At 66.8% G+C, this 25,795-nt stretch carries 31 protein-coding genes; 17 read left to right on the plus strand and 14 right to left on the minus strand.

Annotation, left to right across the window (positions count from 1 at the left end):
- From IMZ29_RS18460 to IMZ29_RS18480, 5 genes are all read left to right on the plus strand, one after another.
- A partial coding sequence (locus IMZ29_RS18460) for an SDR family NAD(P)-dependent oxidoreductase (protein WP_216186827.1) occupies positions 1–614 on the plus strand: 614 nt, incomplete at its 5' end.
- Between the two features lie 77 nt (positions 615–691).
- Positions 692–1,348, plus strand: a complete 657-nt coding sequence (locus tag IMZ29_RS18465) for a Crp/Fnr family transcriptional regulator (protein ID WP_253207259.1) — start codon at positions 692–694, stop codon at positions 1,346–1,348.
- Between the two features lie 139 nt (positions 1,349–1,487).
- Positions 1,488–2,237: an SDR family NAD(P)-dependent oxidoreductase gene (locus tag IMZ29_RS18470; RefSeq protein WP_216186829.1), complete on the plus strand. Its 750-nt coding sequence runs from the start codon at positions 1,488–1,490 to the stop codon at positions 2,235–2,237.
- A gap of 51 nt (positions 2,238–2,288) precedes the next feature.
- The gene (locus IMZ29_RS18475) at positions 2,289–3,269 is read left to right on the plus strand and encodes a Bug family tripartite tricarboxylate transporter substrate binding protein (protein ID WP_253207260.1); all 981 of its coding nucleotides are present in this window, start codon (positions 2,289–2,291) and stop codon (positions 3,267–3,269) included.
- 66 nt (positions 3,270–3,335) lie between these two features.
- Positions 3,336–3,932: an IMPACT family protein gene (locus IMZ29_RS18480; protein ID WP_216186831.1), complete on the plus strand. Its 597-nt coding sequence runs from the start codon at positions 3,336–3,338 to the stop codon at positions 3,930–3,932.
- 2 nt (positions 3,933–3,934) lie between these two features.
- Here the strand turns inward: IMZ29_RS18480 and IMZ29_RS18485 are convergent, their stop codons facing one another.
- The 6 genes from IMZ29_RS18485 to IMZ29_RS18510 form a co-directional block, all read right to left on the minus strand.
- A complete protein-coding gene (locus IMZ29_RS18485) occupies positions 3,935–4,252 on the minus strand; it encodes a CcdB family protein (RefSeq protein ID WP_216186833.1) in 318 nt (105 codons plus the stop codon).
- Position 4,253: 1 nt separating this feature from the next.
- Positions 4,254–4,502, minus strand: a complete 249-nt coding sequence (locus tag IMZ29_RS18490) for a type II toxin-antitoxin system CcdA family antitoxin (RefSeq protein WP_216186835.1) — start codon at positions 4,500–4,502, stop codon at positions 4,254–4,256.
- Positions 4,503–4,548: 46 nt separating this feature from the next.
- A complete protein-coding gene (locus IMZ29_RS18495; protein WP_216186837.1) occupies positions 4,549–5,685 on the minus strand; it encodes a GNAT family N-acetyltransferase in 1,137 nt (378 codons plus the stop codon).
- A 138-nt stretch (positions 5,686–5,823) separates the two neighbouring features.
- On the minus strand, positions 5,824–7,098 hold the full coding sequence (locus IMZ29_RS18500) for an amidohydrolase family protein (RefSeq protein WP_216186839.1): 1,275 nt from the start codon (positions 7,096–7,098) through the stop codon (positions 5,824–5,826).
- A gap of 99 nt (positions 7,099–7,197) precedes the next feature.
- The gene (gene dinB, locus IMZ29_RS18505; RefSeq protein ID WP_216186841.1) at positions 7,198–8,397 is read right to left on the minus strand and encodes a DNA polymerase IV; all 1,200 of its coding nucleotides are present in this window, start codon (positions 8,395–8,397) and stop codon (positions 7,198–7,200) included.
- Between the two features lie 18 nt (positions 8,398–8,415).
- Positions 8,416–9,120, minus strand: a complete 705-nt coding sequence (locus IMZ29_RS18510; RefSeq protein ID WP_216186843.1) for a GntR family transcriptional regulator — start codon at positions 9,118–9,120, stop codon at positions 8,416–8,418.
- Positions 9,121–9,317: 197 nt separating this feature from the next.
- On the opposite strand from IMZ29_RS18510, the gene IMZ29_RS18515 reads away from it, so the two are divergent.
- From IMZ29_RS18515 to IMZ29_RS18530, 4 genes are all read left to right on the plus strand, one after another.
- On the plus strand, positions 9,318–10,346 hold the full coding sequence (locus IMZ29_RS18515; RefSeq protein WP_216186845.1) for a Bug family tripartite tricarboxylate transporter substrate binding protein: 1,029 nt from the start codon (positions 9,318–9,320) through the stop codon (positions 10,344–10,346).
- A gap of 113 nt (positions 10,347–10,459) precedes the next feature.
- Entirely contained in the window at positions 10,460–12,076 is a 1,617-nt protein-coding gene (locus IMZ29_RS18520) for a hypothetical protein (RefSeq protein WP_216186847.1), read from the plus strand.
- Positions 12,077–12,270: 194 nt separating this feature from the next.
- Complete coding sequence (locus IMZ29_RS18525) at positions 12,271–12,588, plus strand: hypothetical protein (protein ID WP_216186849.1); 318 nt, start codon at positions 12,271–12,273, stop codon at positions 12,586–12,588.
- Between the two features lie 61 nt (positions 12,589–12,649).
- Positions 12,650–13,072 carry a GFA family protein gene (locus IMZ29_RS18530; protein ID WP_216186851.1) on the plus strand — a complete coding sequence of 141 codons (423 nt, stop codon included), beginning with the start codon at positions 12,650–12,652 and terminating at the stop codon, positions 13,070–13,072.
- A gap of 13 nt (positions 13,073–13,085) precedes the next feature.
- Here the strand turns inward: IMZ29_RS18530 and IMZ29_RS18535 are convergent, their stop codons facing one another.
- A complete protein-coding gene (locus IMZ29_RS18535; protein ID WP_216186853.1) occupies positions 13,086–14,282 on the minus strand; it encodes a CaiB/BaiF CoA transferase family protein in 1,197 nt (398 codons plus the stop codon).
- 88 nt (positions 14,283–14,370) lie between these two features.
- Here IMZ29_RS18535 and IMZ29_RS18540 point away from each other — a divergent pair, with 88 nt between their 5' ends.
- From IMZ29_RS18540 to IMZ29_RS18570, 7 genes are all read left to right on the plus strand, one after another.
- The gene (locus IMZ29_RS18540; RefSeq protein WP_216186855.1) at positions 14,371–14,658 is read left to right on the plus strand and encodes a YkgJ family cysteine cluster protein; all 288 of its coding nucleotides are present in this window, start codon (positions 14,371–14,373) and stop codon (positions 14,656–14,658) included.
- A gap of 74 nt (positions 14,659–14,732) precedes the next feature.
- Positions 14,733–15,056, plus strand: coding sequence for an ArsR/SmtB family transcription factor (locus IMZ29_RS18545; RefSeq protein ID WP_216186857.1), 324 nt, complete (start codon positions 14,733–14,735; stop codon positions 15,054–15,056).
- A 2-nt stretch (positions 15,057–15,058) separates the two neighbouring features.
- Positions 15,059–15,553 carry an arsenate reductase ArsC gene (locus IMZ29_RS18550; RefSeq protein WP_216186859.1) on the plus strand — a complete coding sequence of 165 codons (495 nt, stop codon included), beginning with the start codon at positions 15,059–15,061 and terminating at the stop codon, positions 15,551–15,553.
- A gap of 4 nt (positions 15,554–15,557) precedes the next feature.
- Positions 15,558–16,658, plus strand: a complete 1,101-nt coding sequence (gene arsB, locus IMZ29_RS18555; RefSeq protein WP_216186860.1) for an ACR3 family arsenite efflux transporter — start codon at positions 15,558–15,560, stop codon at positions 16,656–16,658.
- On the plus strand, positions 16,655–17,077 hold the full coding sequence (arsC, locus tag IMZ29_RS18560; protein ID WP_216186862.1) for an arsenate reductase (glutaredoxin): 423 nt from the start codon (positions 16,655–16,657) through the stop codon (positions 17,075–17,077). Before arsB ends, arsC begins: the two co-directional genes overlap by 4 nt.
- Positions 17,070–17,792, plus strand: coding sequence for an arsenical resistance protein ArsH (arsH, locus tag IMZ29_RS18565; RefSeq protein ID WP_371820351.1), 723 nt, complete (start codon positions 17,070–17,072; stop codon positions 17,790–17,792). The genes arsC and arsH overlap by 8 nt, the downstream gene beginning before the upstream one ends.
- A gap of 99 nt (positions 17,793–17,891) precedes the next feature.
- Positions 17,892–18,776, plus strand: a complete 885-nt coding sequence (locus tag IMZ29_RS18570; protein WP_253207261.1) for a TauD/TfdA dioxygenase family protein — start codon at positions 17,892–17,894, stop codon at positions 18,774–18,776.
- A 52-nt stretch (positions 18,777–18,828) separates the two neighbouring features.
- On the opposite strand, the gene IMZ29_RS18575 is transcribed toward IMZ29_RS18570, so the two are convergent.
- Together IMZ29_RS18575 and soxR are read right to left on the minus strand one after the other, a co-directional pair.
- On the minus strand, positions 18,829–19,443 hold the full coding sequence (locus tag IMZ29_RS18575) for a TetR/AcrR family transcriptional regulator (RefSeq protein WP_216186867.1): 615 nt from the start codon (positions 19,441–19,443) through the stop codon (positions 18,829–18,831).
- A gap of 59 nt (positions 19,444–19,502) precedes the next feature.
- Positions 19,503–19,952 (minus strand): redox-sensitive transcriptional activator SoxR, encoded by a 450-nt coding sequence (gene soxR, locus IMZ29_RS18580; RefSeq protein WP_216186869.1) that lies wholly within the window; start codon positions 19,950–19,952, stop codon positions 19,503–19,505.
- Positions 19,953–20,125: 173 nt separating this feature from the next.
- Here soxR and IMZ29_RS18585 point away from each other — a divergent pair, with 173 nt between their 5' ends.
- Positions 20,126–21,208: an MDR/zinc-dependent alcohol dehydrogenase-like family protein gene (locus IMZ29_RS18585; protein WP_216186870.1), complete on the plus strand. Its 1,083-nt coding sequence runs from the start codon at positions 20,126–20,128 to the stop codon at positions 21,206–21,208.
- Positions 21,209–21,444: 236 nt separating this feature from the next.
- Here IMZ29_RS18585 and IMZ29_RS18590 read toward each other — a convergent pair whose 3' ends face one another.
- From IMZ29_RS18590 to IMZ29_RS18610, 5 genes are all read right to left on the minus strand, one after another.
- A complete protein-coding gene (locus IMZ29_RS18590; protein WP_216186872.1) occupies positions 21,445–22,728 on the minus strand; it encodes a Glu/Leu/Phe/Val family dehydrogenase in 1,284 nt (427 codons plus the stop codon).
- Between the two features lie 136 nt (positions 22,729–22,864).
- A complete protein-coding gene (locus IMZ29_RS18595) occupies positions 22,865–23,272 on the minus strand; it encodes a RidA family protein (RefSeq protein ID WP_216186874.1) in 408 nt (135 codons plus the stop codon).
- A 20-nt stretch (positions 23,273–23,292) separates the two neighbouring features.
- Positions 23,293–23,733 (minus strand): acyl-CoA thioesterase, encoded by a 441-nt coding sequence (locus IMZ29_RS18600; RefSeq protein ID WP_216186876.1) that lies wholly within the window; start codon positions 23,731–23,733, stop codon positions 23,293–23,295.
- A gap of 18 nt (positions 23,734–23,751) precedes the next feature.
- Positions 23,752–24,948: an acyl-CoA dehydrogenase family protein gene (locus tag IMZ29_RS18605; RefSeq protein ID WP_216186878.1), complete on the minus strand. Its 1,197-nt coding sequence runs from the start codon at positions 24,946–24,948 to the stop codon at positions 23,752–23,754.
- Positions 24,949–24,950: 2 nt separating this feature from the next.
- Entirely contained in the window at positions 24,951–25,781 is an 831-nt protein-coding gene (locus tag IMZ29_RS18610) for an enoyl-CoA hydratase family protein (protein WP_253207266.1), read from the minus strand.
- Between the last annotated feature and the right edge of the window lie 14 nt (positions 25,782–25,795).

Genomic DNA, 25,795 nt, shown 5'->3' on the forward strand with positions numbered 1-25,795 from the left:
GCCACACGCATCGAGCCGCGGGTGGGCGCGCCCGCGCCCACCCCCTGGACGTGCGCGACGCGGCGGCTTGCGCCGCACTCGCCGCCACGCTGGATCTGCCCGAGGGCGAACGCTTCGTCCTCGTGAACAACGCCGGCATCCGCCCCAAGCACGCCTTCGACAGCCCGGATCGGGACCAGGCCTGGCGCGACGCCATGGACATCAACCTCGATGGCGTGCGCAACACCATCCTGGCCTTCCAGGATGTGTTGCAGCACACCCAGGGCAACGTCGTGAATGTCGGGTCAATCTCGGCTTCGCGTGCGTCGCCGGGCGGCATCTCATACTCCACCTCCAAGGCTGCGGTGGAGATGCTCACGCGCGTGATGGCGCTCGAGCTCGCGCCCCTGGGCATCCGCGTCAATGCAGTGGCGCCCGGCGTCATGGAGACACGCATGACGGAGAAGACACGTGCCGATCCGCAGCACGTCGCCTACATCCTGCGCCGCGTGCCGATGCGCCGCTATGGCCGTCCGGAAGAGATCGCCGGGCCCGTGGCGTTCCTGGCTTCCTCGCTTGCCACCTATGTGACGGGCACGGTAGTGGCCGTCGATGGCGGGTATCTGTCGGCCTGACAGACGCGACAAGGGCAGGCGGGCTGGCTAGAATCGAGCTGGGCCGGCGCCGCCGGCCGGCGCTTGCGGGAGGACGCTTGGCAGGCCGCTCGACCTATGCCGCGTGGGACGCGGCACGCGAACTGGGCGCGGCGTGGTTCAGCCGCCCCGATCTGGGCCGCACGCGTGCCGTGAAGGCGGGCGACGTCCTGTACGCCCAGGGCGATCGCCATGGTGACGTCTACCTCGTGCGCTCTGGCGTGATCCACACCCACGTGGTGCGGCCCGATGGCAGCAGTCTGTTGCTCGAGATCTTCGGGCCTGGCGCCATCTTCGGCGAGGCCTCGGCGTTCCTCGATACCCCGCGCTATGTCACGGCCACGGCGGTGACGTCGGGCGTCGTCACGCAGGTCGGCGCGCAGGCCTTGCAGGCGGCTTTCGCCGTCGACCCCTCACTGGCGGTGAGCCTGATCCAGTTGCTCGGGATCAAGCACCGCGGGCTCATCGGCAAGTTGCTCAGTTTCACGGGTGACAGCCCGCAGGTGCGCGTGGCCGGCCTGCTCGCGCGGCTTGCCCAGACGGACCCCGCCGTGCGCCTGACCCACGCCCAACTCGCCTGCATGGCGGGGCTCAGCCGTGTCAGTGTCACCCGCGCGCTCAAGGGCCTGTCCGATGACGGGTTGATCGCCACGCATTCGCGGGCGGTCGAGGTACGCGACGCCGCCGGATTGCGTCAGCGCGCCGGGCTGGCGTGACACCGTCACCGGGGCGACGCGCGCGTCATCCATGGCCCGAACGCGAGCGCGGCAGAAGATCCCGTCCAAATGTAGCCAGCGATACCGCGCGCCAGTGCCGCAGGCCGTAAGGTGACCTCTCCGATCTGAGGAGAGCGCCGTGCTGCTGGAGAACCGCATCGTCATCGTGACCGGAGCCGCGCGTGGCAACGGGGAGGCCATCGCTCACGGCGTGGCACGAGAGGGCGCCGTGGCCGTAGTCACCGACCGCGACGGTGACGGTGCCGAAGCCGTGGCGCAGGCCATTCGCGAGGCTGGCGGCTGTGCCCAGGCCCATGCGCTGGATGTCACCGATGCCGCTGCCTGCGCGCGCGTGGCCGAGCAGGTGCGCGCGGCGGTAGGACCCGTGGACGTCCTGGTCAACAACGCCGGCATCCGCCCCCGGCACGTCTTCGACAGCGCCGATCGCGACGACTGGTGGCGCCGGGCCATGGCCGTCAACGTCGACGGCATCCGGCACATGACGCTCGCCTGCCTGCCCTCGCTCAAGCTCACGCGGGGCAGCATCATCAACCTGTCCTCCATCGCAGCGAACCAGGCATCGGCCCAGTCGATTGCCTACTCCACCTCCAAGGCCGCCGCGCAGATGCTCACCAAGGTCTCGGCCCTGGAGCTCGCGCCACACGGCATCCGGGTCAACGCCATCGCCCCCGGCGTGATCGAGACCGCGATGACGCAGAGCTCGCGCGACGATCCCGAGCGCAGCGAGCGTCTGCTCGCGCGCATCCCGCTGGCGCGCTTCGGCCGGCCCGAGGATGTGGTGGGCCCGGTCGTGTTCCTCGCCTCGCCCATGGCCGCCTACGTGACTGGCGCGGTGCTGGCCGTGGACGGCGGCTACCTGGCGGTCTGATTTTCCCGCGCCCGGTCGGACGCCGGGCGCGATCACAACAAGGAGACACTCATGTCCATGCCCCGACGCCGCTGGCTTGCCGCCGGTGCCCTCTTTGCCCTGGCGAGCGCGGCCCTGCCGCTGCAGGCCGCCGAGTATCCGAGCCAGCCCTTGCGCATCATCGTGCCGTATCCGGCTGGCAGCACGCTCGAAGTGGTCGCACGCACCGCCGCGGAGGTCTATCAGAATCGCCTCGGCCAACCCGCCATCGTCGTCAACGTGCCCGGCGGCTCGGCCGCGATCGGCACGCGCCAGGCTGCGCAGGCCAAGGCCGACGGCTACACCCTCATGCTCGGCACCAACCAGACGCATGGCGCGAACAGCGCCCTGTACCCGGACCTCGGCTATGACGCCGTGAAGGACTTCGAGCCGATCGCTCGGCTGGGCCGTCTGCAGCATGTGCTCGTGGTGCGCAAGGATCTGGGCGTGCAGACGCTGGCGCAGTTCCTCGCGCTCGCGCGCAAACCCGGCAGCCAGCTGAACTACGGCTCGAGCGGCAATGGCTCGGCCTCGCACCTGATCGCCGAGATGTTCAAGCGCAGTGCGGGCGTGCCGATGTCGCACATCCCCTTCAAGGGCGCGAGCGACGTGGCGCAGTCCCTCATGGGCGGGCACATCGATGCCGCCTTCGCGACCACGCCGAGCGTGCTGCCGCTGATCCGTAACGGCGGCATGGTGGCGCTCGCTGTTGCCTCGCCCGATCGCAGCGCGGCGCTGCCCGAGGTGCCGACCCTGAGCGAGCGCGACATCCGGGGCGTGGAGGCCGATGCCTGGACGGCGCTTTTCGTGCCGGCGGGCACGCCGGCACCGATCGTCGCCCGGCTGGTGGACGTGACCGTGGCCGCGTTCTCCGAGCCAGCGACACGCGAGAAGATTGCCGCGACCGGCTTCATCCCCGAGGCGATGCCACCGGCCGAGTTCAAGGTCTTCCTCACCGAAGACATGGCGCGCTGGGCCCGCACGATTCGCGAAGCCGGTGTGAAGATCGATTGAGGCAAGGCGGCATGCCTACAATGCCGGCATGCCTGATTTCCTTTCTTCGCTGGCGGTGCGCGGCCGATGAGCACCGTCTTGACCCTGACGGGCCCGGCCGAGCACCGAGAGGAGGTGCGCAAGAGCCGGTTCGTCGCGCAGGCCGCGCCGATCGACGACCCGGCCGCCGCCCTGGCCTTCGTGGCGACGGTGAGCGATGCCACGGCCAACCACAACTGCTGGGCCTACCGCATCGGCGGCAACTACCGCTACCACGATGACGGGGAGCCCGGGGGCACGGCAGGCCGGCCCATTCTCCAGGCCATCGAAGGGCAGGACTGCGACCGCGTCGTCGTCGTGGTCACGCGCTGGTTCGGTGGCGTGCTGCTGGGCACCGGCGGGCTGGTGCGCGCCTACGGTGGCTGCGCTGCTGCCTGCCTGCGCCTGGCCGACAAGCGGCCGTGGGTGCCGCTATTGCAGGCCGCGTTCGACTGCACGTTCGCCGAGTTGCCGCGCCTGCGGGCCCGCCTGGTCGAGCTCGGTGCCACCGTGAGCGAGGATGGTTTCCATGCCGAGGGCGCGCGATTGACTGTGCAGGCGCCAGCGGCGGCCACATCGCAGGCAAGTGCGGTGGTGTCGGATCTCACGCGCGGACGCGTCGCGTTGACGTGGGCGGCGGGGTAGGTTCAGAAGCCGCCGAAAAGGCGATCCAATGCGTTCTGGATGTCGTCGGCTCTGGACTGCGCCGAGCCAATGGCATGTCCGAGTTCGCGCGTCGGCACCGCTGCCATGGCTGGGGTGTCGAGGAAGCAGGCTTGGCCCGCGACCGTGAACGTCGGTGTGAGGTCCGGTGGCAGGACAACGGCCGGAAAACGATCAAGGCGTCGAAGCGGGACGACAACGCGCGTCGCGAGCCCGCGCAGATGATTGCTTTGCACATCGATCAGGAAGGGTGTGTGCGCTGACGTGCCGCCTGGTGTGACGTAGATGTCGAAACGCGCCACGTCAGAAAGACCGCCAGGCTGCCAGGGGGGTGCCTTCCGCCTCGATGGTTTGGTTGTAGGCCTCGACAAAGCTCGCGTGTTCGCGCTCCCAGGCTTGGTCTCGTGCTTCGCGGATCGCTTGCCGAAGCATGCGCTCCACGGTCTGCGACAAGTTGATGCCCAGTGCCTTGGCTTCTTCGCAAAGGTCCACCGGCAGCGAAATGTTGGTGGCGCGGCGCAGGGTGGTGCGTACTAGCAGGTCGGCTGGCATGGCGGCGCTCCTGAGGTAAGGCTATGCACCCCGATTATGCGCATATTTATGCGCATTGGCTATCCGCACGATGAAACGGCAACAGGCTGCGCGCGTCTTCCGCATAGGCGAGGATGTGTTCGCGCTCCTCGTCCAGGAAGTGTTCGACGGCGCGGGCCAGACGCGGGTCGGCCAGCCAGTGAAAAGAGTGCGTGATCACCGGCTCGAAGCCGCGCGGGATCTTGTGCTCGCCCTGCGCACCCGGGTCGAAGCGGGTCAGGCCGTTGGCGAGGCAGTACTCGATGCCCTGGTAGTAGCAGGCCTCGAAGTGCAGGTTGTCGAACTCGGCAAGCGCCCCCCAGTACCGGCCATACAAGGTGTCGTCCGAGCGCAGGCACAGCGCCGCCGCCACTGTCTGTCCGTCGTAGGTCGCCAGCGTCATCACGATGTTCTCGGGCATCTCGCGCGCGATCGCCGCAAAGAACGCATCGTTCAGATAGCCCGCATGCCCGGAGCGCTTGGCGTAGGTGGCGCGGTAGCACGCGCAGAACACTTCCCAGTGATGTGGCTCGAGCTGCGTGCCGTCGAGCGTGCGCAGCTGCACGCCCTGGTCGGCCACCAGGCGGCGCTCACGCTTCAGATTCTTGCGCCGGCTCTGGCGGAAATGTCCCAGAAAACCCTCGAAGTCGCCGTAGCCGCGATCGAACCAGTGGTACTGGCAGCCCAGGCGGTGCAGCAGGCCGGCGTCAGTCCAGGCGGGGACTTCGTCGTCATCCGGAAAGAGCACGTGCCAGGACGAGGCGCCGGCCCGCTTGGCCAGCTGGCGCACGGCCGAGAAGGCCTCCTTGGCCAAGGGCGCGAGGTCCGCATCGGGGCCTGCCAGCAGGCGTCGGCCCGTGGCCGGCGTGAAGGGCACGGCCGTCAGCAGCTTGGGGTAATAGTTCAGCCCTGCGCGATGCATGGCATCCGCCCAGCCGTGATCGAAGACGTACTCGCCGTAGGAATGACCCTTGGCATAGAGCGGCAGCATCGCGCTGCCGTCCTCGCGCGCGAGGTGCAGGGGCTGCCAGCCCGAATCCGCGCTGGCCGAACCGCTCGCCTGCATGGCCGCAAGAAAGGCGGCGTTCAGCGTCGGGTCGTCACCCGCGAGCGCATTCCAGGCGTCAGGGTCAGGGAAATGGGGGTGGGTTTTCCAGGCAGGCACGGGACGAGGCGCAAGAGGCCGCCGAACACGGCGGCGCAGAAGATCAGGCCATCGTAGCACCCGGGAGGGCACAGAGCGGGCGGGGCGCTCGCCGCATCGACGCCCGGTGATGCGCCGCAAGGCCTGCGAACCGTCGCGTCAGCCGTGCTGGAAGGATACGCTGCCCGGGCGGCCGGGCAGGTGCAACGCCGTGCTCTGCGCGGGGGTACTCGCCAGCCGACGGCCCGCGCGCCACACGCCCAGCCGGGTGGCGCGCAAGCGCAGCGCTTCGACGGCATCGCGCGCCTGCAGCAGAACGAAATCCGCCCGGCAGCCGGGTACCAGGCCGACATGGCTCAGGCCCAGCACCTGCGCAGGCACGCGCGTCACCGCGTCAAAGCACGCCGCCATGCCATCGCGCGAGGTCATCTGTGCGACATGCAGGCCCATGTGCGCCACCTCGAGCATGTCGCCGGAGCCCAGCGCGTACCACGGGTCCATCACGCAATCCTGGCCGAAGGCGACCGGCACGCCTGCCGCCATCAATTCCGGCACGCGGGTCATGCCGCGCCGCTTGGGGTAGGTGTCGTGCCGGCCCTGCAGCGTGATATTGATGAGCGGATTGGCGATCACGGCGAGGCCAGACTCGGCGAGGAGAGGGAGCAGCTTGGAGACATAGTAGTTGTCCATGGAGTGCATGGAGGTCGCATGCGACGCCGCCACGCGTCCGTGCAATCCAAGGCGATGTGACTCCGACGCCAGCGTCTCGATGTGCCGCGACAGCGGATCGTCGCTCTCGTCGCAGTGCATGTCCACGCGCAGCCCACGCTCGGCCGCAAGCGTGCACAGCGCGCGCACGGCGTCGGCGCCGTCGGCCATGGTGCGCTCGAAGTGCGGGATGCCGCCCACCACGTCCACCCCCATGTCCAGCGCGCGGACCAGGTTGTCCTGGGCGCCCGGCGCACGCAGGAAGCCGTCCTGGGGAAAGGCCACCAGCTGCAGATCGAGATAGTCGCGCACGCGTTCACGCACGTGCAGCAGGGCTTCGACCGCCAGAAGGCGGGGATCGCACACATCGACATGCGTGCGGATGGCCAGGATGCCGCGCGCCACGGCCCAGTCGCAGTAGGCGAGGGCGCGCTCGATGATGGCGTCCTGCACGAGCGTGGGCTTGAGCTCGCCCCAAAGCGCGATGCCTTCGAGCAGGGTGCCAGACTGATTCACGCGCGGCAGCCCGTAGGAGAGCGTCGAATCCATGTGGAAATGCGCATCCACGAAGGGCGTGCTGAGCAGCTGGCCCGCTGCATCGATCGTCTCGTGCGCCGGGGCCGTGAAGCCAGGCGCCACCTCGACGATGTGGCCGTTCTGGACGGCCACGCTCATGCCGGTGCGGCCATCGGGCAGGGTACATCCTGTGAAGAGGAGATCCAGCATGGTGGTCGATTCCTGGCAGCGTCGGCGGTGTGGTGCGCCAGTATCGCAGGTCGGCTGAGCAAGGTGCGGCGTGCAGCTTGCGCTCGCACTCGGGGCAGCTCAGTCGATCAGGTCGGGAAAGAGTGGCAGGGTGTCGCGTTCGGTGCCTGCAGGCCGGCCGGCCTGCAGCAAGGCGTGCTCGTCAGCGCTCAGCAAGGTGCCCACCCGCACGCCCAGCAGCCGGATGCGTCGCGTGAGCGGGATCCGCTTGAGGCATTGTCCTGCCGCGGCGCGGATCGCCTGGGCGTCGGCGGTATAGGCTTCCAAGGTGAGATCCCGGGTCACGGTGCGAAAGTCGTCGAAGCGCAGCTTGATGCCGATGGTGCGCCCGACCAGATGGTGCCGCGTGAGGTCACTCGCGACCTTCTCGCATAGCCCGGTGAAGATCTCGGTGAGGCGGGAACGGTCCTGACGCACATGCAGGTCGCGCTCGAACGTGGTCTCCCGGCTCACGGACTTGGGATCGCGTTCGGTGACGACGGGCCTGTCGTCGCGTCCGTGGGCGGCTTCGTGCATCCATTGGCCGGTGGATTTGCCGAAGCGGGCGATCAACCAGGCGGGCTCGGCCGCGGCGAGTTCCCCGATGGTGCGGATGCCCATGCCATCGAGTCGCTCGCGCGCCTTCGGGCCGATGCCGTTGATGCGGCCCACGGGCAGCGGCCAGATGCGTGAGGCAATGTCGGCTTCGTCCAGCACGGTGACGCCGCCGGGCTTTTTCAGATCCGAGCCGATCTTGGAGAGCAGCTTATTGGGCGTGACGCCGATCGAGCAGCTCAGGCCGGTGGCTTCGCGCACGGCGGCCTGCAGCCGGTGCGCGAGCGCCCGCGCCCCGGCCAGCCGATCGTCGGGCGTCATGTCCTGCGCGCCGGGCACCTCGGTGAGGTCGATGTAGATCTCGTCGATGCCGCGGTCCTCGATCACGGGTGCCAGGGCGGCGACGGCCGCCTTGAAGTTGTGCGACTGCCGGCGGTATTCGTCGAAATCGGCGGGCAGGAGCAAGGCGTCCGGGGCCAGGGCAGCCGCCTTCATGAGACCCATGGCCGAGTGCACGCCGAGCGCGCGTGCCTCATAGCTTGCCGTGGTCGCCACGCCGCGTCCCACGTAGTCACGCAGCCGCGGAAATTCCGCCACGCCGGTGTCGGCCGCCACGCGTCGCCGCCCGCCCACCACCACGGGCAGGCCGCGCAGATCCGGACGGCGCAGCAACTCCACGGAGGCGTAGAAGGCATCCATGTCGAGGTGGGCGATGAGGCGGCGCATGGTGGGGCGGCAGGGCGCTCAGGTGGGGTCGCCGCGTTGCTGCAGGGCCTGTACCAGGATGCGCTTGTTGTCGCGGCTGCGATGCGCGTGCTCGCGCATGATGGATTCGGCGCGGCTGCCTTCGCCCGCACTGATGGCGCGCACGACATCCTCATGATCGAACTGTGCGCGCTGCACGAAGGCGAGTTCGACCAGCGGCTGGACACCACTTACGCCGAGCGCCCCCGGGGCGGCCATCGGGTTCTTGGCAATGTGCGCGACAGCCGACACCAGCGCCGGATTGCCGGCGCCCTCCACGAGCGCGTCGTGAAAGCGCACGTTCATGGCCGCCCAGCGGCCCGTATCCACCGGCTCGCCGGTCTCGGTGGCGGCGGCGATCACGGCCTGCCCTTCACGCACGCAGTCCTGCAAGGTGCGCAGCAATGCGTCCGAGGCGCCGGCTTCGGCCACCAGACGCGCCGCCATGCCCTCGAGCGTGCCGCGCACGTCGATGGCCATGGTGACCTCGGCCAGCGTGAACGGCCGCACGCGAAAGCCGCGCGTGGGCAGGCGCTCGAGCAGGCCTTCGGCGGCGAGCTGGCTCAGGGCAAGCCGCAGCGGCGTGCGCGAGACGCCCAGTTCGGTGGCGAACTGCACCTCGCGGATGCGCTCGCCCGGCAGCAACTCGGCCGCGAGCAGGCGACGACGCAGTTCCATCGTGACGCGTTCGATCTGTGAACTCAAAAGCTTTCCATCGTCCGGGGCGGCAACGGGCCGCCGGTGTCGGGATTATGGCATGCAGAAACGGCCGAACGCTGGAAGTCCACCCAGGTGTTTCCGGTGCTTTGCATGCAAAAATGTTGATAAAGACGGAAATGCAGCGCAGAATCGGATTTATTGCATGCAAAAAAGGGCCATCCAGGCCACTCAGGAGACAAACCATGACGTTCGACGCATCCCCCGGCCGCGCCCGGCGGCATCCTGCCGCCGCGCTTCGCACCCTTGTCTGCAGTGGCCTGTTGGCCAGCGGCAGCCTGGCCGTGAGCCTCGTTGCCCCGCAAGCCATGGCGGCGGAGTACCCCAGCAAGCCCATGCGGCTGGTCGTGCCCTTTCCCGCGGGTGGTGGGGGAGACACCCTGGCGCGGCTGGTCATGACGAGGGTCGAAAGCGAGCTCGGCCAGCCCATCGTGGTGGAGAACCTGCCGGGTGCGGGCGGCAACATCGGCTCGGCCAGCGCCGCCCGCGCGGCGCCGGACGGCTATACGCTGCTCTACGGCACCAATGGCACCTTCGCCATCAACCATGCCCTGTACACGTCCCCGGGTTTTTCGCCCAAGGATTTCACGCCGGTCTCGCAGCTCACGCAGATCGGCGCGCTCTTCGTGGTGCGGCCCAACTTCCCGGCCGCGAGCGTGGCGGACCTGATCGCCCAGGCCAAGGCCAACCCCGGCAAGTTCACAGCGGCCTCGGCCGGCAACGGCACCACCTCGCACCTCGCGCTGGAGCTGCTCAACACCGGTGCGGGCACGCAGATCCTGCACATTCCCTACCGCGGCGGCGCACTGGCCATCGCCGATGTGATGGGTGGTCAGGTCGACATGATGATCGACGTCATTCCCAACACCGCGCCACAGGTGAAAGGCGGCCGCGTCACAGCCCTGGCCGTCAGCACTGCCGAGCGTGTGCCAGGCTTCGAGAATGTGCCCACGATGCAGGAGGCCGGTGTGAAGGGCTACGCCATCGCTGCGTGGGACGGCATCTTCGTGCCGGCGGGCACGCCCATGCCCGTGGTGCAGCGCCTGGAATCCGCCATTCACAAGGTGCTCGCCGATCCTGCTCTGCAGGCCCAGCTGCGCGAGCGCGGCGCCCAGGTGGCACCCAGCAGCCCCGCCGATTTCTCCACCTTCGTGCAGGCCGAGATGAAGCGCTGGGGCGACGTCGTCCAGCAATCCGGCGCACGCATCGACTGATACCCGAGCAGGCGGTGCAGGCCACGCTTGCAGGAGCGTGCCTGGCGCCGCCACTGGCGCATGCGCTTGCCACGCGCCAGATGCCGGACCGCCTTTCTTCCTTGAGGACAGCCATGACCCGACAATCACCCACCAAACCGCACCAAGGATTGCCCCACTACGCATCGCCGCCCCTGATCGATTCACGGCGTCCGCGCTGCCCACCCTTCGTGGAGGTGACGAACGCGGATCAGTTGCTCCCGTACCTGGAGCACGTGGCACGTCGCCCCTACAACCACGGCCTGAACGCCTGCTGGGATCTGAAGGAAGGCGAGCGCGTGCTGCTGCGCGTGGACAACTGGCACAGCGAGCTCACCATCCAGGCCTGCCAGAAGATCCTGGAGAAGTACAAGGTCAAATACGACATCCAGCGCATCGATCGCGGCCCCATCAAGCAGTGGGTGGGCTCGGACGAGGTGGAGTACTACCTCTTTCGCACCAAGGAGCTCGCCGAATGGATGGACATGTGGGAGGAGGAAGAGAAGAAGCAGACCTACGAGAAGATCCTGATGGGCTACGGCGGCCCGGTGCTCGCCGAGCGCCTCGTGAAGATCCAGCGCATGCCCTTCATCACGCCCGAGATCCTGGCCTCGCCCGCGCATGCGATGCCCATCGAGGTGATCAACGCCATCGACCGCTGGACGTGGGACCGCATCCGCGGCGCCAGGCGCGTGCGCATCACGGATCCGGAAGGCACGGATCTCTCCTTCACCAACCACGACGAGTACTGGGACGCCAAACGCGAGTTCTATCACCCGGACCTGGTCGCGGCCACGTGGCGCGGCAACGAGCACTTCGGCAAGACCTATCTGCCGGGTCACATCACCGGCCGGCCATGGATGTTCCATCCCACCAAGGAGGATGCCTGCGGCGTGATCGCCGGCACCACCAACCACATCGCGCCGGTGGACTGGACGCAACTGATCGTCGAGAACTCGCGCATCACGCAGATCAACGAGGGCGGTGAATTCGGCGACAAGCTGCGCGACGTGATGGAGCGCACCCGCGACGTGCAGTATCCGACCTTCCCGGGCAAGGGCATCATGCACTGGTGGGAAGCCTCCATCGGCACCAACCCGCACATCCACCGTCCGCGCAAGGATTTTCCCTCCGGCTTCGTGAACTGCCTGTACGAGCGCGTGCGTTCCGGCGTGATCCACATGGGCTTTGGCACCATCATTTCATCGATGGCCGAGCGCGAGGCCGCCCGCCAGGGCCTGCTGGTGGGCCACTGGCACCTGCATCTGTACTTTCCCAACTACACGGTGGAGCGTTCCGGCGACAACGAGAACGTCATCGAGAATGGCCGCCTGCAGGCGCTGGACGACCCGCAGATCCGCAAGCTCTGCGAGAAGTATGGCGACGCGGACCTCTGGCTGGACGAGAGCTGGAACCCGGCCGTGCCCGGCATCAACATGGCGGGCGATTATTGGGAACATTACGCGCGCGACCCGCTGCACTGGGTCAAGACCGAGCTGGAGGTGTGCCGCGAATACCACCCGATGTTCATGCGCATGACCGGGGCGGACGACAAGTACTGCCAGGGTGAGGGCGCGCAGTGGTGGAAGGGCGGCTGCTGCAACCACAGCGGCGTGATCGCCTCGGCGCTGGCCGGCAATTGCTGCGACGAGACGAGCGCCGCGCCCGATGCCACGCCGGATGCGGCGGAATCGTGCTGCGGCAGCCGGTAGGCCCAGCGGTCCGGGCAGGCTGGGCCGCCACCTGGCAGGCCTCTGCCGGACGACGCCCATGGCTCGCGTCGGCAGCGTCAAGCCCGTTGCTGCGGTGGCTGCTCCTCGCCGCCTTGGCGACGACGGCTGTCGTGCTCGACGGTGGCTCGCCGCGGGCCTGGGCCTATCTCGAACGCTGCGCCAGCGCAGATTCCGTGGCTGCGCTCTTGGCCATGGCGCTGCGCCTGGACACGCACCTGTTGGCGTTTCCGGCCACCGCGCTGGCCATGCTGGCGATGTGCCTCCTGGCGCCCCAGGGCGGGTCGCGCGCAGGTTGGGGCGGGCTGGCCCTGCGCGCCGGACTCATGCTCGCGAGCATGGCGCCGGCGTGCGTGCTGGCCTGGTGGCTGGCGTCCGGGATGCCCGCAGGCGTGCAGGCCCATGTCTTCGCCGGCACCATGCTGGCGTTGCCGCCGCTGACGGCCAGGATGTCACGACACCTGCGCATCGGATGCGCTAGGATGGTCGGCTAAGGCCTGCCGTGACGCCGCCCTGCCGGGCAGGCCGCGCCGGCCGCCTCCTGGGGAGACATTGATGAAAGGACATTGTCTGTGCGGCGCCGTCACCGTGACGGCGGAATCGGCCAAGGCCCCGCATCCGCATGCCGACGCCTGCCATTGCAGCATGTGCCGTCGCTGGAGCAGTGGCCCGTTCTTCGCCACCGAGGCAAAGGACGTCCAGATCGAGGGCAAGGACGCGGTCACCGAGTACGCGTCTTCTGAGTGGGCGCGTCGGGCCTTCTGCAAGCACTGCGGCACGCATCTGTACTACCTGTTCCTGCAGACGCAGGCGTACATGCTCAGCGCCGGGCTCTTCCAGGAGAACGCGGATTTCGCCTTCACCACCGAGATCTACATCGACAAGAAGCCGGACTGGTATGCGTTCGCCAACCCGACCAAGACGATGACCGAAGCCGAGGTGCTGAAGGCCTTCGGCTTCGCGCCCGACGGGAATTGAGCCACGCCCGTCGCTAGCCAACCACCCCCGTCGAGCGCAGGCGGGCGATCGTCTCGTCGTCCAACCCCGCCTCGCGCAGTACGGCATCCGTGTGCTCGCCCAGCAGCGGTGCGCGCTGGCGGATGCCGCCCGGTGTCGAGGACAGGTGCGGAGCCACCGCAGGCATCTCCACGTCCAAGCCGCGGGCCGAGGTCACCGTCGCAATGGCGCCGCGCGCGCGGTAGTGCGCATCTTCGGCAATGTCGCGGATTGAGTAGATGCGGCCAGCGGGTACGTCGGCCTCGCGCATGGCTGCCAGCACGTCGTCCAGCGTATGGCTGGTCGTCCAGGCACCGATCACGCCGTCGATCTCGGCCGTGCGCGCCACCCGGCCGTCGTTGTGCGCCAAAGTGGGGTCCTCGGCCAGGTCCACCCGTCCAATGCGTTGCATGAGGCGCTTGAAGATGCCGTCGCCATTACCCGCGATGAGCACATAGCTGCCGTCGGCGCAGGGGTATGCACTGGAGGGCGCGATGCCGGGCAGACTGGCCCCGGCGGGTTCGCGTACCGCGCCGAACACGGAATATTCCGGCAACAGGCTTTCCGTCAGGTTGAAGACGCTCTCGTAGAGCGCCGCGTCGATCATCTGCCCCTGGCCGCCACGCACATCGCGCTCGTACAGGGCGAGCAACACGCCCAGCGCACCGTGCAGCCCGGCGATGGTGTCGCCCAGCGACAGCCCCGCGCGCACGGGCGGTCGCCCCGGTTCACCTGTCAGATAGCGCAGCCCCGCCATGGCCTCACCCACGGCCGCAAAGCCCGGCTCGTCGCGGCGCGGGCCCGTCTGACCATAGCCCGACACCCGCAGCATGATGAGCCTGGGGTTGAGCGCGTGCAGGGCCTCCCAGCCCATGCCCCACTTTTCCATCGTGCCGGGCCGGAAGTTCTCGATCAGCACGTCGGCCTGCGCGGCCAGACGGCGGACCGTGTCCTGACCTTCGGGCTGGCGCAGATCCACGCACACCGATTGCTTATTGCGCGACTGCGCCTCCCACCAGACCGAGGTGCCCTCATGCAGCAGACGCCACTTGCGCAGCGGATCGCCCTGACCGGGCGGTTCGATCTTGATGACCGTGGCGCCGAAGTCCGCCAGCGTACGGGCGGCGAAGGGGCCGGCGATCAACTGGCCGAGTTCGAGAATGCGGATACCGTCGAGAATGGGGCGCGTCATGGCGGCAATGCTACCCTGTCGGCCGCGCGGGCTTCAACGCGCCGCGTGCGCCCGCGCCACCGGGCTACCCACCTCTTTCTCTGACGCCATGGACTGTCGCGCCGGCTGCGGTGCCTGTTGCACCGCGCCTTCCATCTCCTCGCCGATTCCCGGCATGCCGCACGGCAAGCCCGCGGGCGTGCGCTGTGTGCAGCTCGACGCGCACGAGCGCTGCCGCATCTTCGGCCACCCGGATCGCCCGGCGGTGTGTGGCTCGCTCCAGCCTAGTGCAAGCATGTGCGGTAGCGATCGTGAGCACGCCATGCGATGGATCGCGACGCTGGAAACCGCGACCGCGCCGTGTGCCGAATCTGCTTCTGCGATAGCACGTCCCTAGCCCTGTCTGCGGCGCGTCACACTCTCATCCAGCAAACGCGCCCATTAATTCAATAATTCATGTATCATTGATTCATGGATGAGAATCAGATTGTCTCCGCCCTTTCCGCCCTCGCTCACCCCCAGCGGTTGCGAGCGTTTCGCGCGCTCGTGGTGGCGGGGCCTGACGGCCTCACGCCCAGCGTGCTGGCCCAGCGGCTGGAGATTGCACGCAACGCCCTGTCCTTTCACTTGAAGGAGCTTGCCCACGCCGGGTTGGTCACGAGCGAGCAGCAGGGGCGCAATCTCCTCTACCGCGCCGCGTATGACCAGATGAATGGCGTCATCGGTTATCTGACCGAGCACTGCTGTGAGGGCGGTGTCTGCGAGCTGGCCCCATCCCAATCGTGCGAGTGCTGACCATGATCGATCGGACTTACAACGTGCTTTTCCTTTGCACAGGCAATACTGCCAGATCCATCCTTGCGGAAGGTATTCTCCGCGAGTTGGGCAAGGGACGCTTTCAGACCTGGTCTGCCGGCAGCCAACCAAAGGGTCAGGTGCATCCGCTGGCGCTGTCCACCCTCGCGCGGTTGCACATCCCGACCGACGGGTATCGCAGCAAGAGCTGGGACGAGTTCGCGGGGCCGGATGCGCCCGTGTTTGATTTCATCTTCACGGTGTGTGACAGCGCTGCTGGCGAAGCGTGTCCGCTTTGGCCTGGCAGACCGGTCACGGCGCATTGGGGTGTCCCGGACCCGGCAGCGGTATGCGGTACGGAGGATCAGCAACGCCAGGCCTTTTTCGACGTGGCCCTCACACTGCGCCGTCGTATCGAGCTCTTCCTGTCTCTTCCGTTGGATCGCATGGACGCGTTGTCTCTGAGAACGGAACTGAGTCGCATCGGGACAAGGTGAATCCATGCCAGCAGCGTCTCGGGGCGTCGGCGTATCCCGTTCCAGCAGCGCCGCCATGAATGTCTTCGAGCGTCACCTGACGTTGTGGGTTGCGCTATGCATCGTTGTCGGCGTCGGCATGGGCCAGCTCGCGCCGGACGTTTTTCAAGCCATCGGTCGGCTTGAACTCGCGCAGGTCAATCTTCCGGTCGGGCTCCTGATCTGGGTCATGATCGTTCCGATGCTGTTGAAGATCGACTTCGCTGCACTCGGGCAGGTCAAGCAACACTGGCGCGGTATCGGCGTGACGCTCTTCATCAACTGGGCCATCAAGCCGTTCTCGATGGCGCTGCTGGCCTGGTTTTTCGTTCGTCACGTGTTCGCCGCCTGGCTACCGGCAGATCAATTGGACAGCTATGTGGCAGGCCTGATCCTGCTAGCCGCGGCGCCGTGCACGGCGATGGTGTTCGTGTGGAGCCGGCTCACTGGCGGCGACCCGGTTTTCACGCTGTCCCAGGTGGCGCTGAACAACACGATCATGATGTTCGCCTTCGCGCCGATCGTGGGGCTGCTGCTCGGCCTGTCGTCCATCACGGTGCCTTGGGACACGCTGCTCGTCTCGGTCGGGCTCTATATCGTCATCCCGGTGATTGCCTCGCAACTCTGGCGGCGTGCTCTTCTGCGTCGAGGCGGTGGCGCGTTCGATCGCGTGACCGCCAGGTTGGGGCCCCTGTCGATGGGGGCTTTGCTTCTCACGCTGGTTCTGCTTTTCGCATTCCAGGGGCGGGCACTCATGCAGCAGCCGCTCGTGATCGTCATCCTTGCGGTGCCGATCCTGATTCAGGTGTTCTTCAATTCCGGCCTCGCGTACTGGTTGAATCGCCGCCTGGGCGAGAAGCACAGCATTGCGTGCCCTTCTGCGCTCATCGGCGCCAGCAATTTCTTCGAACTGGCGGTGGCTGCCGCGATCAGCCTCTTTGGCTTTCACTCAGGTGCTGCCCTGGCGACCGTGGTCGGAGTGCTCATCGAGGTGCCCGTGATGCTCCTGGTGGTGCGCATCGTGAACCGCAGCCGCGGCTGGTACGAGCGTGACGGGCGCCACAATCAAATGCCGAGGACTTCATGAGTTCCATCACCATCTATCACAATCCCGCGTGCGGCACGTCGCGCAATACGCTTGCGCTGATCCGCAACAGTGGGGAAGACCCGATCATCATTGAGTACCTGCAGACACCTCCCGATCGGCAGACGCTCGAGCAGCTCGTGGACGCGGCAGGATTGTCCGTGCGTGAAGCGCTGCGGGTGAAGGGCACACCATACGACGAGCTGGGCCTGGCGGATCCGACGTGGACGGATGAGGCGTTGATCGATTTCATGCTCCAGTACCCTCTCCTCATCAATCGGCCGTTCGTTGTGACGCCCCTGGGCACCCGTCTCTGTCGCCCATCAGAAGTCGTGCTGGACATCCTCCCGCGGCCGCAACGTGGCGCGTTCACCAAGGAGGACGGCGAGCGGGTGATCGATGAGGAGGGGCGCCGTGTCTGAGCTTGCGAGGCGATTGCCCAACCTGGACGGATCCGTGTTTCGACGGCCGGACCCCGCCGAGCTGTTCCCGAGCGTCGTCCCATCGCACGCGCCCCGGTTTCTGTTGCTCTATGGCTCCCTGCGCGCGCGCTCGTACAGTCGCCTGGTTGCCGAGGAAGCCGGCCGGCTGCTGGAGGCCATGGGCGGCGAGGTCCGCATCTTCAACCCGGCAGGCCTGCCTCTCGTGGACGATGTCGGCGACGGGCATGCGAAGGTTCAGGAGCTGCGCGCGCTGGTCCAATGGGCGGAGGGGATGGTGTGGAGCTCCCCGGAGCGCCATGGCGCCATGAGTGGACTGATGAAGACGCAGATTGACTGGATCCCGCTTGCCCTGGACGCGGTGCGGCCGACGCAGGGCAAGACCCTAGCCGTGATGCAGGTGTCGGGCGGCTCTCAGTCATTCAATGCCGTCAACCAGATGCGCGTGCTGGGAAGGTGGATGCGCATGCTGACGATCCCGAACCAGTCCTCCGTCGCCAAGGCCTATGAGCAGTTCGACGAAGCGGGCCGGATGAAGCCATCCCCCTACTACGATCGCATCGTGGATGTCGTCGAGGAACTGATGAAGTTCACGTTGTTGTCGCGGGCCTCCATGCCGTACCTGCTGGACCGGTACAGCGAGCGCAAGGAGGCCGCTGCAACGGCAGCCGCGCGAGTGAATCAGGCGGCGTTGTAATCTGCCATTCGCGTGCGGAGCCCCGTCGCTTCCGCACAATCTGGTCAAGCTCCAAAAACAGAATTAGAATTCTGATTCTTAATGTGAGTAGGGGCGACTATGTCGATCGAAATTCGCCGCGTGTCGGGCGGCTGCGGGGCCGAGATCCATGGGGTGCGTCTGGACGCACCGCTGTCTGCCGAGGTGGTGGCCGAGATCCGCCGGGCGTATGTCGAGCACGGCGTCGTCTTCTTCCGCGATCAGCGCATCACGCCCGAACAGCACCTGGCGCTCGCGCGTTCGCTCAGCGACATCGTGGTCAACCGCTTCTTCGTGCCGGTCGAGGGATATCCCGAGATCGCCACGGTGAGCAAGGGCGAGTTCGATACCGCCAACATCGGGGGCGACTGGCACACCGATCACAGCTACGACCAGGTCCCGGCCATGGGCTCGATTCTCGTGGCGCGCGAGCTGCCCGCGTTTGGTGGCGACACGCTCTTCGCCAACCTGAGCCTGGCCTTCAAGACACTCTCGCCCGGGCTGCAGAAGACACTCCTGGGCCTGCGCGCCGTGCATTCGGCCGAGCACGTGTTCGGGCGCAAGAGCCGCTCGGCCAAGCTCGCAGAGGAAACCGGCAAGGCGATGTTCCGCAACGCCGACGCGGCCGCCGTGGATGCCGTGCATCCGGTGGTGATCGCGCACCCCGAGAGTGGCGAGCCGGTGCTGTACGTGAACCCGATCTTCACCCTGCGTTTCGAGGGCTGGACGGATGCCGAGAGCAAGCCGCTGCTGGAGTATCTGTACCGCCATGCCGCGCGCCCCGAGCACACCTGCCGCTTCACGTGGCGCCCGGGCTCGATCGCCATGTGGGACAACCGCAAGACCTGGCACAACGCCGCCAACGATTACCACGGGCAGCGCCGGGTGATGCACCGCATCACACTGGATGGCTGCGCGCTTCAGGCGTATGTCGATACGACTGCGACGCAGGCCCAGGCCGCCTGAATCATCGAGGTCGCTCCAGGCAAAGTGACCTAGGCGGCTTGGCCGGGCCGGTTCAGTCAGCCGCCACGGCCAGCCGAAAGACCCGGGTCAGCTCCTGCGCGAAGGCCGGGCTGTCCAGGCGCAAGGGCCCGGGATCGTGCAGCAGGGTATTGAGCACGCTGCCGTGCAGCACCTGGAAGGCAAAGCGCACGCGGGTTTCGTCCACGGGGCCGTGGCGTGCAAGGCGCTTGCACAGTCGCGTCGCATTCTCCTGCCCGTAGGCGCGGATCGGCTCCCACACGGAAGGGTCTGTCAGGCCCAGCTTGATGGCAGAGCGCAGGATGCCGGCATGACGACGCGTGCGCAGCAGCGCCTGGTGCACGACGGTATCGAGCAGATCTGCGTCCGGCGTGTCGGCGTACATCGCATCCAGATGCCGCCGCCCACCCGCCAGCATATCCGCCACCAGGGCGCGAAAGAGGGCTTCCTTGTTCTCGAAGCGCGTGTAGAACGCGCCCACCGAGCATCCCGCTGCCTTGACGATCTCGTTCACCGACACGGCATCGAGCTCCGCGCGCGAGATCCGCTGCCGCGCTGCGCGCAGGATGCGCGCGAGGGTGGCCTGACTGCGTTGCTGCTGGGCGGGGCGTAGGCCGGCGGGGGCGGAAGGGGAGGAAACCGGGGGCATGCGGCATTCTAGTGGGTGCCGCATGCCTTGAGGCCTTAAGTTGCTGTCGCTCGCACGGCTCAGCCCTCACCGCCCGCGGAGACAAGCAGACGTGGGCCCGGCCCTTCCATTGCCAATCGATCATCTGCATTTCGTAGCGGACAGTCCGACAGCGACAGGCACCCACAGCCAATGCATCGATCCATGTGATCTCGAAGTTGTATCAACTTCTCAATCCTTTGGTTGAGCTCGGCGCGCCAAGCAATCGTCAGGGTTCGCCACTCGCCTGCGCTAATGGGCTTGCCACTCGGTAGCGAATCGAGATGGTCTTTGATCATGGCGAGCGGAATGCCTGCGCGCTGGGCGATACGGACCACCGCTATTCTGCGAAGAACGTCGCGAGCGTACCTGCGCTGGTTGCCATCGGTTCGCCAAGACTGAATGAGGCCTTTTGTCTCATAGAAATGGAGGGTCGATACCGGCGCACCGCTACGCTGTGCCACTTCGCCAACCGTTAAGCCTTTCACCATCACGCTCTCCGCGCCAACATGTTAGTTACAAGGTTACCGCTTGACCTCAACAATGGTTGAGATTTTATAACGTCTTTCCTCAACCTCATCTATCGATGAGGCGCCGTTCGACGATTCAAGGGTGCGAATCCGCATCTGTCGTCAACGCAATCTGAGCGACAAAGGAAAGCGTAATGAAGGCCTGGTACAAAGAGACTCTCGACAGCCCTCTGGCATGTGTCGAACTTCCTGATCCCACCCTGCGGCCTGGCTCGATCGTCGTCGACGTCCTTGCCGTCCATGTACCGGCGTATCTGGCCGCAATGGTGGACAGCACGGAGATCCCCCTGCCTGTGCCCCTTGTGATTGGGGCCGGTGGCGTCGGCAAAGTAAGCGAGGTCGCCGGCGACGTGCATTCGGTGAAGTGCGGCGATCTTGTCTCCCTGGATTGTTTGTTGGAGAACGGGAATGCAGACTCCCCAGAGGACGTCCTGATGGGTTTGGGTGAAATAGGCGGCAAAGGCGCAGAGACCGAAACCGTCAAAGCCATACGTGATGGATGGCGGGATGGGACGATGGCACAGAGGGTGGTCATACCCGCGACCGCCGTCACTCGCCTTCCTAAAGGTGAGCGCTACGCAGACTCATCCGAGCCCGTCGCGAAACTCGGCTTTCTGACTTGGCTCGCCATCGCTGCTGAAGGCGTGGTGCAATCAGACCAACGCCCCGGGGATGTCGTTGCTGTCCTGGGTGCCACTGGTCAAATGGGTGGCGCGGCAGTCTTGGTGGCGCTCGCTCGAGGCGCATCGCGCGTCATCGCCGCCGGGAGGAACGAACCGGCGTTGCAGAGGCTGGCTGATTTGGATGAGCGTGTATCCATCGTCGTCCTGTCTGGAAATGTCGAAGAGAACACTAAGAGGATCTCGTCGATCGCATCCCCCCATGTCGTAATAGATGCGGTGGGCGGTTCTGACAATCCTGACGTCATTCTTGCGGGGTTCGGAGCGATGCGTGACAGCGGCACGATGGTCCTGATGAGCGGCACTCGCTGCGATGTTCCCCTTCCCTATGGCGAAGTCCTTCGTCGACGTCTGACAATCAAGGGTTCGCGCATGTATAAAAGCCAGACGATGGCTGAAGTCTGGCGCATGGTGTCGTCAGGACTCATCAACTTGGCAAATGTTGATGTTCATGTGGTTGGGATCGATGATCCCAGGGCGGCGATCGCTGCGGCGGCTCAACTCACCGGCCTGAGTTTCGTTTCACTGACACCGTAAGAGACGATAGGCAAGAACAACTGGCGGGAGCAAGCCTGCTGAGCAGCCTACGCACCTTAACAAGCCAGACCCGGGCAGTGGAAATCGAGGTCCTGCGATTGTGGTGCATCACCATGCGGCGTCATCGCCCATTCCAAGCATGAGTTCGTCATGCGGTTGGATTGTGCATCGATGACGGCCGCGCTCATCGCCGTCTCCGGCATTGGAGGCAGACGACTTGCCATGTTCAGGACGGCTTATGGGTAGAGGCCGCGCACTTCCCGCGCCTGCAGGATGCGCGTGCACGCCACGATGTAGGCGGCGGTGCGCATCGAGACCTTGTGATCCCCCGCGACCTGCCATACGGCGGCGAAGGCATCCTTCATGATCCGCTCCAGGCGCTGGTTGATCTCGTCCTCGGACCAGAAGAAGCTGGAGAAGTCCTGCACCCACTCGAAGTAGCTCACCGTCACGCCGCCCGCGTTGGCGACGACGTCGGGCACGACGAGAATGCCGCGCTCGGCAAGGATGTCGTCCGCTGCCGGGGTCGTGGGCCCGTTGGCGCCTTCGACCACGATGCGTGCCTTGATGTCGCCGGCGTTGGCGGCCGTGATCTGCGATTCCAGCGCGGCCGGGATCAGGAACTCGGTCTCCACGCCCCAGAAGTCGCTGTTGCTGATGGCCTCGGCGCCGCGAAAGCCCGCCACGCCTTCCGTGCTCTGGATGTGCTTGAGCAGCTCATGCACGTCCATGCCGCCCGGCGCGTGGATGGTGCCCGTGTGATCCTGCACGGCGACGACGCGCGCGCCGGCTTCGTGAAAGAGCCGGGCGGCCGTGCCACCCACGTTGCCGAAGCCCTGGATGCTCACCCGGGCGCCCTGAAGATCCACGCCCTGGCGCGCCGCCGCCTCGCAGGCCGTCACGAACACGCCGCGCCCCGTGGACTCGGTGCGCCCCAGGCTGCCGCCCAGCGCGATGGGCTTGCCGGTGACCACGCCCGTGGCCGTGGAGCCCTCGTTCATGGAGTAGGTGTCCATCATCCACGCCATGGTCTGGGCGTTGGTGTTCACGTCGGGCGCCGGGATGTCCTTGGTCGGGCCGATGATGATGCCGATCTCGCTGGTGTAGCGACGCGTCATGCGCTCGAGCTCGCCACGCGACATGCCGCGCGGATCCACCCGGATGCCGCCCTTGGCGCCGCCGAAGGGCACGTTGATGGCGGCGTTCTTGATCGACATCCAGCCAGCCAGCGCCATCACTTCGGAGAGCGTGACGTCCTGGTGAAAGCGCACGCCGCCCTTGCCGGGGCCTCGTGACGTGTTGTGCTGGACCCGGTAGCCTTCGAAGTGTGCGATCTCACCGTTGTCCAGCTCGATCGGCACGTCGACGATCAGCGCCCGCTTCGGACGCTTGAGCGTCTCTGCCCACCGACCCAGCGAACCCAGGTACGGGATGACGCGGTCCACCTGTTGCAGGTAGGTGCCCCAAGGGCCCAAATGGTTGGCGTCGAGGTAGGACGGCAGACGTTCGGTCGCGGGCATGCAGAACTCTCCAATGAGGCGTCAGGGGGTGATCGCCGCATTGTAGAGGTCAAAAACCGCTTGTGCGAGGGTGGTGCGTCCCTTTTTATGCGTGTATTGCCTTAAATAAGGGACGCACCATTAGCCCACAGGAACGTCATTCGCCGGGCACGCAGGCCGTGACTTCGATCTCCACCTTGGCCCGGTCCTCGACGAGGTCGGCTACTTCGACGGCGGCCATCGCGGGGAAGTGACGCCCGATGAACTCGCGGTAGTGCTTGCCGATCTCCGGATAGGCGGCCACGTACTCGCGCTTGTTCTTCACGTACCAGGTCATGCGGGTGATGTGCTCGGGCTTGGCGCCGCCCTCGGCGAGCACGGCCACCACGTTGGCCAGGGCCTGGCGCACCTGCAGTGCGAAGTCGTCGGTCTCGAATTCCTGCTGGGCGTTCCAGCCGATGAGCCCACCCACGAAGATCAGGGCGTCGCCCGGCTGGATGCGATGCAGCACGCCGTTGGCGTAGCCACGCGGGGGTTTCCAATCGGGCGGTTGAAGAAATTCCATGGCGGTCTCGTCCAGTGTGGTCATGAAAGCGGCGCGGGCTCGGGGATCAGGAAGCGCTGCATGGCAGCGCGCAGATCCTCGGGCAGCGAGCGGGGGCGGATGGTGGCCAGATCCACGGTGACGATGGTGAGCCTTGCGCGCACGCGCAGGTCGTCCTCGGCACCGCTCAGGGTGACTTCGGCATCGAAGGAGGCCGAGCCGATCTGGCGCACCGTCAGGCGCTGGCGGATGGTGTCGTTCCAGCGGCTGGGGCGGCGGAAATCCGTGTTGATGGTGGCGGTGGGCGTGCCCACGCCGCGCACCGTGTGCAACTCGTGAAAGCTGATGCCCAGGCCCTGCTCGAACCAGTCCTCCACCAGCGCGTTGATCATCTCGAAATAGCGCGGATAGAACACGATGCCGGCCGGGTCGCAATGACCGAAGCGGATGGCGGTGGTGGATTCGAACGGGGCGGGTTGCATGCGGTGGGTATCAGTCGGTCAGGATTTGAGGATGTCGCGGCCGATGATGAGCTTTTGCACTTCGGTCGCGCCTTCGTAGATGCGCAGCGCGCGGATCTCGCGGTAGAGCCGCTCGACCATCATCCCGGACTGTACCCCGGCGCCGCCGAACATCTGCAGCGCGCGGTCGATCACCGCCTGCGCCGATTCCGTGGCCGTCATCTTGGCCATGGCGGCCGCGCGCGTGGTGCGCGTGCCCTGCACGTCGCGCATCCAGGCGGCGCGATACGTGAGCAGGGCCGAGGCGTCGATGGCCGTGGCCATGTCGCCGAGCGCGGCCTGCGTGAGCTGCAGATCGCCCAGGGTGCCGCCGAACATCGGCCGGGTGCGGGCGCGCTGCACGCCCTCGTCCATCGCGCGCCGGGCAAAGCCCAGGGCGGCCGCGGCCACCGAGGCGCGGAAGATGTCCAGCGTCTGCATTGCGAGCTTGAAGCCCTGGCCGGCCTCGCCCAGGCGGTTGCCTACCGGGACGCGGCAGTTGGTGAAGCGCAGCGTGGCCAGCGGGTGCGGTGCGATCACGTCCAGGCGCTCGGACGCATCCAGGCCCGGCGTATTCGCATCGACCACGAAGGCGCTGATGCCGCGCGCGCCCGGCGCTTCGCCCGTGCGCACGAAGACGCAATAGAAGTCCGCGATGCCGCCGTTGGAGATCCAGGTCTTGGCGCCGTCGAGCACGTAGTGATCGCCGTCCAGGCGCGCGGTGCACGTCATGGCGGCCACGTCGGAGCCCGCGTCCGGCTCGGTCAGCGCGAAGGCGGCGATGGCGCTGCCTTCGGCCACGCGCGGCAGGTAGCGCGCGCGGATGGCGTCCGAGCCGCCCAGCGAGATCGCGCCGCTGCCCAGGCCTTGCATGGCAAAGGCGAAGTCCGCCAGGCCGTCGTAGTAGCCCAGCGTTTCGCGCAGGATGCACACCGCGCGCGAATCGATCTCGGGCAGCTTGCCGCCCCAACTGCCATCCGGGCCCGCAGGCACGCACCAGCGCAGCCAGCCGGCCTCGCCCAGCGTGCGCACCAGGGTGCGGCAGGTGGTGTCGGTGTCGATGGTGTGATCCACGTTCGCCACATGCTGCGCGGCCCACGCATCCAGCGTGTGGCCGAGCTCGTCATGGCGCGCGTCGAAGAACGGCCAGCCGAGCCAGCTCGTGTCCCGGTTGCCGGGCAGGGGTGTGTGGCTCATGGTCAGTTGCCCTCGAACACCGGCTTGCGCTTGTCCACGAACGCCTCGTACGCACGGCGGAAGTCCTCGGTCTGCATGCAGATCGCCTGGGCCTGCGCTTCGGCTTCGATGGCCTCATCCACGCCCATCGACCATTCCTGGTGCAGGCAGGTCTTGGTCATGCCGTGCGCGAAGGTGGGGCCGGCGGCAATGCGCGCAGCCAGCTCCTGGGCGGCGGGCAGCAGGGCATCCGAGGCATGCAGGGCGTTGTAGAAGCCCCATTGCAGGCCTTCGTCGCCGCCAAAGGCGCGACCGGTGTAGAGGACCTCGGCGGCACGCCCCTGGCCGATGATGCGCGGCAGGATGGCGCACGCGCCCATGTCCGCACCCGAAAGCCCGACCCGCGTGAAGAGGAACGCGGTGCGCGAGGCTTCGGTGCCCAGGCGCATGTCCGAGGCCATGGCCAGAATGGCACCGGCGCCGGCGCACACGCCGTCCACGGCGGCGATGATGGGCTGCGGGCAGGCGCGCATGGCCTTGACCGTGTCGCCCGTCATGCGCGTGAAGTCCATGAGCTCGGGCATCGTCATGCGCGTGAGCGGGCCGATGATCTCGTGCACGTCGCCACCCGAGCAGAAGTTGCCGCCGGCGCCGGCGATCACCACGACCTTGACGTCGCTTGCGTAGACCAGGCCACGGAAGAGGTCGCGCAGCTCGGCGTAGGAATCGAACGTGAGCGGGTTCTTGCGGTCCGGGCGGTTCAGCGTGATGGTGCCCACCTTGCCGTCGGCCGAGACTTCCCAAAGGAAGTGGCGCGCCGTGTGGTTGGCGAACGCCTTGGCCTGGCCGGCCATCGGATTGCCGGTCG

Origin of the sequence: Verticiella alkaliphila (assembly GCF_018904615.1) — a bacterium.
GTDB classification, from domain to species: Bacteria; Pseudomonadota; Gammaproteobacteria; order Burkholderiales; family Burkholderiaceae_B; genus Verticiella; species Verticiella alkaliphila.

Bases quoted from the DNA above. Each gene is read 5' to 3' on its own strand.
- IMZ29_RS18475 (WP_253207260.1), top strand. From the start codon at position 2,289: ATGTCCATGCCCCGACGCCGCTGGCTTGCCGCCGGTGCCCTCTTTGCC.
- IMZ29_RS18480 (WP_216186831.1), top strand. From the start codon at position 3,336: ATGAGCACCGTCTTGACCCTGACGGGCCCGGCCGAGCACCGAGAGGAG.
- IMZ29_RS18490 (WP_216186835.1), bottom strand. From the start codon at position 4,502: ATGCCAGCCGACCTGCTAGTACGCACCACCCTGCGCCGCGCCACCAAC.
- IMZ29_RS18500 (WP_216186839.1), bottom strand. From the start codon at position 7,098: ATGCTGGATCTCCTCTTCACAGGATGTACCCTGCCCGATGGCCGCACC.
- dinB (WP_216186841.1), bottom strand. From the start codon at position 8,397: ATGCGCCGCCTCATCGCCCACCTCGACATGGATGCCTTCTACGCCTCC.
- IMZ29_RS18515 (WP_216186845.1), top strand. From the start codon at position 9,318: ATGACGTTCGACGCATCCCCCGGCCGCGCCCGGCGGCATCCTGCCGCC.
- IMZ29_RS18520 (WP_216186847.1), top strand. From the start codon at position 10,460: ATGACCCGACAATCACCCACCAAACCGCACCAAGGATTGCCCCACTAC.
- IMZ29_RS18530 (WP_216186851.1), top strand. From the start codon at position 12,650: ATGAAAGGACATTGTCTGTGCGGCGCCGTCACCGTGACGGCGGAATCG.
- IMZ29_RS18535 (WP_216186853.1), bottom strand. From the start codon at position 14,282: ATGACGCGCCCCATTCTCGACGGTATCCGCATTCTCGAACTCGGCCAG.
- IMZ29_RS18540 (WP_216186855.1), top strand. From the start codon at position 14,371: ATGGACTGTCGCGCCGGCTGCGGTGCCTGTTGCACCGCGCCTTCCATC.
- IMZ29_RS18545 (WP_216186857.1), top strand. From the start codon at position 14,733: ATGGATGAGAATCAGATTGTCTCCGCCCTTTCCGCCCTCGCTCACCCC.
- IMZ29_RS18550 (WP_216186859.1), top strand. From the start codon at position 15,059: ATGATCGATCGGACTTACAACGTGCTTTTCCTTTGCACAGGCAATACT.
- arsB (WP_216186860.1), top strand. From the start codon at position 15,558: ATGCCAGCAGCGTCTCGGGGCGTCGGCGTATCCCGTTCCAGCAGCGCC.
- arsC (WP_216186862.1), top strand. From the start codon at position 16,655: ATGAGTTCCATCACCATCTATCACAATCCCGCGTGCGGCACGTCGCGC.
- IMZ29_RS18570 (WP_253207261.1), top strand. From the start codon at position 17,892: ATGTCGATCGAAATTCGCCGCGTGTCGGGCGGCTGCGGGGCCGAGATC.
- IMZ29_RS18575 (WP_216186867.1), bottom strand. From the start codon at position 19,443: ATGCCCCCGGTTTCCTCCCCTTCCGCCCCCGCCGGCCTACGCCCCGCC.
- soxR (WP_216186869.1), bottom strand. From the start codon at position 19,952: ATGGTGAAAGGCTTAACGGTTGGCGAAGTGGCACAGCGTAGCGGTGCG.
- IMZ29_RS18585 (WP_216186870.1), top strand. From the start codon at position 20,126: ATGAAGGCCTGGTACAAAGAGACTCTCGACAGCCCTCTGGCATGTGTC.
- IMZ29_RS18590 (WP_216186872.1), bottom strand. From the start codon at position 22,728: ATGCCCGCGACCGAACGTCTGCCGTCCTACCTCGACGCCAACCATTTG.
- IMZ29_RS18595 (WP_216186874.1), bottom strand. From the start codon at position 23,272: ATGGAATTTCTTCAACCGCCCGATTGGAAACCCCCGCGTGGCTACGCC.
- IMZ29_RS18600 (WP_216186876.1), bottom strand. From the start codon at position 23,733: ATGCAACCCGCCCCGTTCGAATCCACCACCGCCATCCGCTTCGGTCAT.
- IMZ29_RS18605 (WP_216186878.1), bottom strand. From the start codon at position 24,948: ATGAGCCACACACCCCTGCCCGGCAACCGGGACACGAGCTGGCTCGGC.
- IMZ29_RS18610 (WP_253207266.1), bottom strand. From the start codon at position 25,781: ATGGCCGGCCAGGCCAAGGCGTTCGCCAACCACACGGCGCGCCACTTC.